Raw genomic sequence first — 8476 nt, 5'->3', positions numbered from 1 at the left:
GGGCGCTTCGCACCCAAGCGGGAGCAAGCTCCCTCGCCACAGGGGAATCGTTGCCTGTTAGGCGGGTGGTTTACTGCGCCGGCCGCGAGCGCAACTGCTCCGCCGCTGCCTGGGCCAGGTCTGGTGGCAGGAAGTCCCGGTCGGGGTTGTAGTCGGGCTTGAGGTAGCGCGACAGGTCCTGCAAGTCGGCCGGGCTCAGGGTGCCGGCGGCCTGCTTAAGGCGCAGGTTGTCGAGGATGTAGTCGTAGCGGGCATTGTTGTAGTTGCGCACCGAGGTGTACAGCTGACGCTGGGCATCCAGCACATCGACAATGTTGCGCGTGCCCACCTGGTAACCGATCTCCGTGGCGTCCACCGCGCTCTGGTTGGAGATGATCGACTGGCGCCGGGCCTGGACCTGTTCGACATCGGTGTTCACCGCGCGGTGCAGGTTACGGGTGTTTTCCACCACTTGGCGGCGCAGGCCTTCGCGCTGCTGTTCGGTCTGGGTCAGTTGCGAGTAGGACTCGCGGACCTGTGAACTGGTCAGCCCACCGCTGTAGATCGGGATACTCAATTGCAGCGCCAGGGTGCGCTGCTCGACGTCGCCGCCGTACGGTCGACCGATGGTGTTCGGGTTACTGAAACCCAGGGCGTCGTTGTCGCCTTTCTCGTACTTCGCCACGGCGTCCAGGGTCGGCGCGTGACCGGCCTTGCGTTGGCGCAGGGTGTCTTCGGCGGCGTCGACGGCATAGTTGCTGGCCAGCAGGTTGAGGTTCTGCTTGGCCGCCGTGTCGACCCAGGCCTTGGCGTCGTTCGGGGTCGGCGGCAGGATCGGCAGGGTGTGGACGATGCCCTGGATCGAGTTGTACTGGCGATTGGTCAGGGTGATCAGCGCTTCGAACGCATCCTCGACCTGGCGCTGGGCGAGGATTCGGTTGGCCCGGGCGGTGTCATAGCTGGCCTGGGATTGCAGCACGTCGGTCTTGTCCGACAGGCCCACGTCGAAGCGTTCGTTGGACTGGTCGAGCTGCCGCTTGAACGCCGCTTCCTCGGCCTTGGTCGAGGCCAGGTTGTCCTGGCTGCGCAGCACGTTGAAATAGCTTTCGGCACTTTGCAGGATCATGTTCTGCTCGGTGGCTGACAGTTGCAGTGCGGCCTGTTCATTCACCGACTTGGCGGCCTGGAACTGGAACCAGCGATCGGCACGAAACAGCGGCTGGGACAGCGTCGCCTGGTAGGAGCGGGCGCTGCGGGTCGCAATGGCGGCAGGCTGGTCGATATCGGTGCGCACGTTGGCGACTTCTGCCCCGCCGGACAGGTTGGGCAGCAACCCGGCGCGCGCCTGGGGCACCACTTCCTTCTGGGCGCCATACTGGGCGCGGGCGGCGGCCAGGTCGGCGTTGTTGTCCACCGCTTCCTGGTACACGCTCACCAGATCGGTTTTGGTCGTCGGGGGGGCTTCGGCAGCCCAGGCCATTCCATTGGACGCACAAGACACGGCGAGGGCCAGTGAGAGTTTGCGCAGCATGAGGCGATCCCTATTTCACGATGAGTGCGCACAAGAGGCGCGGCGTAGCGAGTGTAGTTGCGCGCAGGCACGGCAACAATCCTGTATATGCGCCATTCATCACGCCTTTTGCCACGGCGATGGCGTTCTTTGGTGGTTGTGTCTAGACTGGCCGGGTTCTTGTCGGGGTGCCTTGCTATGAGGCTGAGATCGAATAATTTCGGATCCCGTTGAACCTGATCAGGTTAGCGCCTGCGTAGGGAACAAGATTTCTCGTCACCCGGCGAGTCCTCTTGTGCTTCGTCCGGGATGTTGTTCGACCATCGAACCGTCTTGCATCAAGCACAGCATCCACACAACCGTGATGGGATGCGTCCATTCGTTACAGGTTCGCTCCGACAAAAATCCACTGCCTGGATGTGTGTCTGGAGAGCCCGTGATGACGACAAAATCAAAAAACGCGATCAACCTCAGTGATTCGGCCCAGGTCGATCAGCAATCGGTTCAGCCCTTTACCCGCTCGCAAAAAATCTACGTCCAGGGCAGCCGCCCGGATATCCGCGTGCCCATGCGCGAAATCAGCCTCGACGTGACTCCCACCGACTTCGGCGGCGAGATCAACGCGCCGGTGACGGTCTACGACACCTCGGGTCCCTACACCGACCCGAACGTGGTCATCGACGTGCGTAAAGGCCTGGCGGACGTGCGTTCGCCGTGGATCGAAGCCCGTGGCGACACCGAACGCCTGGCCGGCCTGAGCTCCAACTTCGGCCAGGAGCGCCTGGCCGACCCGGAGCTGACCAAACTGCGTTTTGCCCACGTGAACAACCCGCGTCGGGCCAAGCCCGGCGCCAACGTCAGCCAGATGCACTACGCGCGCAAAGGCATCATCACCGCCGAGATGGAATACGTCGCCATCCGCGAAAACATGAAGCTGGAAGTGGCCCGCGCCGCCGGCCTGCTGGACCAGCAACACGCCGGCCACAGCTTCGGCGCCAGCGTGCCGAAGGTCATCACCCCGGAATTCGTGCGTGACGAAATCGCCCGTGGCCGCGCGATCATCCCGGCCAACATCAACCACACCGAACTGGAACCGATGATCATCGGCCGTAACTTCCTGGTGAAGATCAACGGCAACATCGGCAACAGCGCCCTGGGTTCGTCCATCGAAGAAGAAGTGGCGAAACTGACCTGGGGCATTCGCTGGGGTTCGGACACGGTGATGGACCTGTCCACCGGCAAGCACATCCACGAAACCCGCGAGTGGATCATCCGCAACTCGCCCGTGCCGATCGGCACCGTGCCGATCTACCAGGCCCTGGAAAAAGTCGGCGGCGTGGCCGAGGACCTGACCTGGGAGCTGTTCCGCGACACGCTGATCGAACAGGCCGAGCAGGGCGTCGACTACTTCACCATCCATGCCGGCGTACTGCTGCGCTATGTACCGATGACCGCCAAGCGGGTCACCGGCATCGTCAGCCGTGGCGGTTCGATCATGGCCAAGTGGTGCCTGGCGCACCATAAGGAAAACTTCCTCTACACCCATTTCGAAGACATCTGCGAAATCATGAAGGCCTACGACGTCAGCTTCTCGCTGGGCGATGGCCTGCGTCCGGGCTCGATTGCCGATGCCAACGATGAAGCGCAGTTCGGCGAGCTGGAAACCCTCGGCGAGCTGACCAAGATCGCCTGGAAGCACGACGTGCAATGCATGATCGAAGGCCCCGGCCACGTGCCGATGCAACTGATCAAAGAGAACATGGACAAGCAGCTTGAGTGCTGCGACGAGGCGCCGTTCTACACCCTTGGCCCGCTGACCACCGACATTGCGCCGGGCTACGACCACATCACCTCCGGCATTGGTGCGGCGATGATCGGCTGGTTCGGCTGCGCCATGCTCTGCTACGTGACCCCGAAAGAACACCTGGGCTTGCCAAACAAGGATGACGTGAAGACCGGGATCATCACCTACAAGATCGCCGCCCACGCGGCCGACCTCGCCAAAGGTCACCCGGGCGCGCAGATCCGCGACAACGCCTTGAGCAAGGCCCGATTCGAATTTCGCTGGGAAGACCAGTTCAACCTCGGCCTGGACCCGGACACCGCCCGCGCCTACCACGACGAAACCCTGCCGAAAGACTCGGCCAAGGTCGCGCACTTCTGCTCGATGTGTGGGCCGAAATTCTGCTCGATGAAAATCACCCAGGAAGTGCGTGAGTACGCGGCCAACCAGCGTATCGAAGCGGTGGATGTGGAGGTTGCCCAGGGGATGGCGGAACAGGCTGAGCGGTTCAAGCAGGAAGGCAGCCAGCTTTACAAGAAAGTGTGATGTGGGCGGTGTTCGCAAGAGCACCGCTAATCCTGTGGCGAGGGAGCTTGCTCCCGCTCGGCTGCGTAGCAGCCGCAAGACCGACACCGCGGTTCTGCCTGGCAGGACGCGGTGTTTGATGTTGGGTCTGCTTCGCAGACCAGCGGGAGCAAGCTCCCTCGCCACAGGGATAATCATCGACCCAAAACCATAATCTCCTTTGAGATCTCCCCTGTGCACATCCAACCCAGCACCTACTCCCCAGACACCCCAGTCCCCCTGGACAAACGCGTATTCGGCGCCCGCGATCTGTTTTCCCTGTGGTTCTCCTTAGGCATCGGCCTGATGGTCTTGCAAGTCGGTGCCTTGCTGGCGCCGGGTCTGGGCCTGAGTGGTTCGTTGCTGGCGATTGTCCTCGGCACGCTGGTAGGCGTCCTGCTGCTGGCGGCCGTCGGTGTGATCGGCAGCGACACCGGCCTGTCGGCCATGGCCGCCCTCAAGCTCAGCCTCGGCAGCAAGGGCGCGAGCGTGCCGGCGGTGTTGAACTTGCTGCAACTGATTGGCTGGGGCTCGTTCGAAATCATCGTCATGCGCGACGCCGCCAGTCTGCTCGGCGCCCGCGCCTTCAGTGAAGGCAGCCTGGGCTCGAACCCGCTGCTCTGGACGTTATTCTTTGGCGCCCTGGCAACCTTGCTCGCGGTGAGCGGACCGTTGACCTTCGTGCGCAAGGTGTTGCGCAAATGGGGCATCTGGCTGCTGCTCGCGGCGTGTATCTGGCTGACCTGGAACCTGTTCGCCAAGGCCGATCTGGCGGCGCTATGGGCGCAGGCGGGTGACGGTTCGATGCCGCTGGCGGTGGGTTTCGATATCGCCATCGCAATGCCGCTGTCCTGGCTGCCGCTGATCGCCGACTATTCACGCTTCGGCCAACGCGCCAAAAACGTGTTCGGCGGCACCGCACTGGGTTTTTTCATCGGTAACGTCTGGCTGATGAGCCTGGGCGTCGGCTACACCCTGGCGTTCGCGCCGAGCGGTGAGGTCAATGCGCTGTTGCTGGCCCTTGCCGGCGCCGGGCTGGGTATCCCGTTGCTGCTGATCCTGCTGGACGAGTCGGAAAACGCCTTCGCCGACATTCACTCGGCGGCGGTGTCCACTGGCATGTTGTCGGGGCTCAAGGTCGAACACCTGGCGTTGGCGATTGGTATCGTTTGCACCTTGATTGCCTGCTTCGCGCCGTTGGCCCAGTACCAGAATTTCCTGTTGCTGATCGGCTCGGTGTTCGCGCCGCTGTTCGGTGTGGTGCTGGTGGATCACTTCATCCTGCGCAAACGCAGCAGCCAGGTGGCGTCGGCCGCGTTGCGCTGGCCGGCACTGTTGGCCTGGCTGGGTGGGGTGAGCACTTATCACTTGCTCGCCAATGTCTATCCGGACATCGGCGCGACCCTGCCGTCGCTCTTGCTGGCAGGGCTGCTGCAACTGCTGCTGGGCCGGGCCTTCAGCTACGGCCGGGGAACAGCTCGGGCTTGAGGATGCCATTGAGGCGTGGGTAGGCGATCTTCAGTTCGATGTGGCCCAGCGCGTAGGGGGCGATGGTGCTGGTTTCATACTTGAGGATCACCCCGCCGTAAGTCAGCGCGATGTGCGGGGTTTTCTGGAAGTGCCACTGTTTCAGGAAGTCAGGTTCCTGATCCAGCTTGGTGCTGATCAGCCAGCTGTTATGGGCGACTTGCGCGGCTTTCCAGAACGCTTCTTCCTGACCGGGCAGCAGCATGTCCGATAGCGTCAGGACCTTGTGCTGCTGGCGCGAATAGTTGATGAAGCCACGCCCGGGCGTACCGTGGGCGCCACCGGTGTCCAGGTAGCTGGACAACTCGATGATCACCAGTCCGTCATGCTGCTCGCGTACCTTGGCTTGCAGATAGCTGCTGTTACGCGGCCCGGCGCTGCGCAAAAATTGCTCGCGGTAGGCCGCCAGCGTCGATGCCGCCGGGGCGTCCGGGCTGGTGCGGGTCATTTGCAGCAGACGTTTTTCGATGATGTCGTCCAGGGCCGGCTCGGCGGGAAAGTGCAGGGTGTCGATGTTCACCAGCGGGCAATCGGCGCTGGCGCAGCCGGGTTGCAATTGCTCCGAGGCATCGCGGGTGGTTTCCAGCGGTGCGCGGTAATTGGGTTGGAACAGACTCTGGCAAGCGCCCAGGGTCAGGGCAATGGCGGCCACGGAGGCAGTTTTGAAAAGCGACATGGGCGTCCTTCATGGAACTGGGAAAGGCAAAAAGTTACCCGCTTCGACTGTCGGCAGGGCAATCAGTTCGCCACTAAGCTAATTAGAGTTCTTTCATCCCCTGCCGTCCATCCCGATGAGTGGAAAGGGGCTGCATCAAACACAACGGGCGCGTTAGGATGGCGCGAAGCCGAGGTAGGAACCTCGTACTGATCCATAGCACACGAGGATAGTCATGACCGATTTCGCCAACGCCGCGCCGACCACCGTGGACATCGTCAAGCGTGAAACCTGCTTCAAGGGTTTCTACAAGCTCGACCGCCTCGTGCTGCGCCATGAGTTGTTCGCCGGTGGCATGAGCCGCGAAATCAACCGTGAACTGTTCGTGCGCCATGACGCCGTGTGCGTGCTGCCCTACGACCCGCAGCGCGACGAAGTGGTGCTGATCGAACAGTTTCGCGTCGGCGCGATCGGCAAGACGACCAATCCTTGGCTGGTGGAACTGGTGGCCGGCCTGATCGACAAGGACGAGCAACCGGAAGAAGTTGCTCATCGCGAGGCGCAGGAGGAAGCTGGGTTGGCATTCGCTGCGCTGTGGCCGATGACCAAATACTTTCCATCGCCGGGCGGCAGCGACGAATTCGTGCATTTGTACCTGGGGCGTTGCGACAGCACAGGCGCGGGCGGCCTGCATGGGCTGGAGGAAGAAGCCGAAGACATTCGCGTGAAGGCCTGGGCTTTCGAAGACGCCCTGCAAGCGGTGCGCGACGGGCGTATCTGCAACGCGGCCAGCATCATTGCCTTGCAATGGCTGGCCTTGAATCGCGAAGAAGTGAGGGGGCTATGGTCTTAAACAAGCTACGCGATCGTTATCGCGTCGATCTGGTGGGGTTGCAGGCCGCCTGTGAGGCCAACTACGCCCGCCTGATGCGCTTGTTGCCGGACATGCGCAACGACCCGGCACCGCGACGCATCGCCGTGACCCACGGCGACCAGATGCTCGGCGTGCTGGCTCTCGAGGTACTGCAAACCTGTCCCTACACCACCACGCTTCAAGTGCGCCAGGAACACAGCCTGCCCTGGTTGCCGGTGCCGCAGCTGGAGGTCCAGGTCTATCACGATGCACGCATGGCCGAAGTGGTCAGCGCCGAACATGCACGACGCTTTCGCGGCATCTATCCTTACCCCAATGCCTCGATGCACCAGCCGGATGAAAAGGCCCAGTTGAATCTGTTCCTGGGTGAATGGCTGAGTCATTGCCTGGCGCTGGGTCACGAGTTCGAAGTCGTTCGCTAGCGGGTGTCCTGTCTGTGAACCGGTTCCGGTTCGCGGGTTTCCCCTTTCGACTATCCCCAGCATAATTGCGGCTTCATCCAACGGCGTGAGTGCGCCTGGGAGTGAGCGATTTGCCGAGCGTATCCACCTTGACCACCGCCGATCCGGTGCTGCTGGTCCAACTGTCCGACAGCCACCTGTTCGCCGAGGCCGACGCTTCGTTGCTGGGCATGAATACCCGGGATAGCCTGCGGGCGGTCGTTGACTTGGTGCTGGAGCAGCAACCGAGGATCGACCTGCTGCTGGCTACCGGGGATTTGTCCCAGGACGGCACGCTGCAATCCTACGAGGCGTTCCGGCAGATGAGCGGACGGATCGACGCGCCGGCGCGCTGGATTCCAGGTAACCATGACGAGCCGCAGGTGATGCTGGACGCGGCGGTGAAGAGCACGCTGCTCGATCCGGTGGTGGATATTGGCAATTGGCGGATCACCCTGCTGGATTCTGCCGTACCGGGGTCGGTGCCTGGGTTTCTGGCTGAGGAGCAACTGATCCTGCTGGCCAATGCCTTGAGCGAAGCGCCGGAACGGTATCACTTGGTGTGCCTGCATCATCATCCGGTGTCGATTGGTTGTGCGTGGATGGAGCCGATCGGGTTGCGTAATCCGGAGGCGCTGTTTGCGGTGCTGGATCGGTTTCCCCAGGTGCGGGCGGTGCTGTGGGGGCATGTGCATCAGGAGGTGGATCAGGAGCGCAATGGGGTGCGGTTGTTGGCTTCGCCTTCGACCTGTATTCAGTTTGAGCCTGGTTCTGTGGATTTTGCGGTGGGTGAGCAGGCGCCGGGGTATCGGTGGTTGCGGCTCTTGCCGGATGGGCGGTTGGAGACGGGGGTTGAGCGGGTGGTTGGGTTTGAGTTTTCAGTGGATTACGAATCCGACGGGTATTGAGACGAGGTGGTCTGACTCTCCCGGCTGTACGCTGATCCCATTGTGGGAGCGAGCTTGCTCGCGATGGCGTCCTGGCAGTCGACCGGGATTTCTGTGTACATATCCATTCCTGCGGTAACGGCTGCTTAGGGTTCCGCCCTGACGGCGGCTCACTTTTTTTCAAACGCCAAAAAAAGTAAGCAAAAAAGGCTGTGCCCCACCACTGGGCACCTCGCCAAGGCTCGGTGTTCCCTCAC

The 8476-nt window shown here is 62.1% G+C and carries 7 protein-coding genes and 1 riboswitch; of the genes, 5 read left to right on the top strand and 2 right to left on the bottom strand.

The window, feature by feature from the left end:
- Positions 1 to 70 precede the first annotated feature (70 nt).
- Positions 71 to 1510 (bottom strand): TolC family outer membrane protein, encoded by a 1440-nt coding sequence (locus RGM2987_RS01255; protein WP_245138303.1) that lies wholly within the window; start codon positions 1508 to 1510, stop codon positions 71 to 73.
- Between the two features lie 153 nt (positions 1511 to 1663).
- Positions 1664 to 1769, top strand: a riboswitch (TPP riboswitch).
- 159 nt (positions 1770 to 1928) lie between these two features.
- Here RGM2987_RS01255 and thiC point away from each other — a divergent pair.
- Both thiC and cytX read left to right on the top strand, forming a co-directional pair.
- Positions 1929 to 3818: a phosphomethylpyrimidine synthase ThiC gene (gene thiC / locus RGM2987_RS01250; protein WP_245138302.1), complete on the top strand. Its 1890-nt coding sequence runs from the start codon at positions 1929 to 1931 to the stop codon at positions 3816 to 3818.
- Positions 3819 to 4031: 213 nt separating this feature from the next.
- Entirely contained in the window at positions 4032 to 5324 is a 1293-nt protein-coding gene (gene cytX, locus RGM2987_RS01245; protein ID WP_245138301.1) for a putative hydroxymethylpyrimidine transporter CytX, read from the top strand.
- Here cytX and RGM2987_RS01240 read toward each other — a convergent pair.
- Positions 5293 to 6039 (bottom strand): DUF3298 domain-containing protein, encoded by a 747-nt coding sequence (locus RGM2987_RS01240; RefSeq protein ID WP_245138300.1) that lies wholly within the window; start codon positions 6037 to 6039, stop codon positions 5293 to 5295. The genes cytX and RGM2987_RS01240 overlap by 32 nt on opposite strands.
- A 214-nt stretch (positions 6040 to 6253) precedes the next feature.
- Between RGM2987_RS01240 and RGM2987_RS01235 the strand changes: the two genes are divergently transcribed.
- The 3 genes from RGM2987_RS01235 (at position 6254) to cpdA (ending at position 8240) form a co-directional block, all read left to right on the top strand.
- Positions 6254 to 6871, top strand: coding sequence for an NUDIX domain-containing protein (locus RGM2987_RS01235; RefSeq protein WP_245138299.1), 618 nt, complete (start codon positions 6254 to 6256; stop codon positions 6869 to 6871).
- Positions 6862 to 7314, top strand: a complete 453-nt coding sequence (locus RGM2987_RS01230; protein WP_003186471.1) for a DUF1249 domain-containing protein — start codon at positions 6862 to 6864, stop codon at positions 7312 to 7314. Before RGM2987_RS01235 ends, RGM2987_RS01230 begins: the two co-directional genes overlap by 10 nt.
- A gap of 110 nt (positions 7315 to 7424) precedes the next feature.
- The gene (gene cpdA, locus RGM2987_RS01225; protein WP_245138298.1) at positions 7425 to 8240 is read left to right on the top strand and encodes a 3',5'-cyclic-AMP phosphodiesterase; all 816 of its coding nucleotides are present in this window, start codon (positions 7425 to 7427) and stop codon (positions 8238 to 8240) included.
- Positions 8241 to 8476 lie beyond the last annotated feature (236 nt).

Source organism: Pseudomonas sp. RGM2987 (genome assembly GCF_022952855.1).
Lineage (GTDB): Bacteria > Pseudomonadota > Gammaproteobacteria > Pseudomonadales > Pseudomonadaceae > Aquipseudomonas.
The sequence above is the reverse complement of the archived record's forward strand: the minus strand, read 5'-3'. Positions and strand labels throughout refer to the sequence as shown.

What these genes read in the sequence shown, in the direction of transcription:
- RGM2987_RS01255 (WP_245138303.1), bottom strand. Translation starts at nt 1,510, where the DNA reads ATGCTGCGCAAACTCTCACTGGCCCTCGCCGTGTCTTGTGCGTCCAAT.
- thiC (WP_245138302.1), top strand. Translation starts at nt 1,929, where the DNA reads ATGACGACAAAATCAAAAAACGCGATCAACCTCAGTGATTCGGCCCAG.
- RGM2987_RS01240 (WP_245138300.1), bottom strand. Translation starts at nt 6,039, where the DNA reads ATGTCGCTTTTCAAAACTGCCTCCGTGGCCGCCATTGCCCTGACCCTG.
- RGM2987_RS01235 (WP_245138299.1), top strand. Translation starts at nt 6,254, where the DNA reads ATGACCGATTTCGCCAACGCCGCGCCGACCACCGTGGACATCGTCAAG.
- RGM2987_RS01230 (WP_003186471.1), top strand. Translation starts at nt 6,862, where the DNA reads ATGGTCTTAAACAAGCTACGCGATCGTTATCGCGTCGATCTGGTGGGG.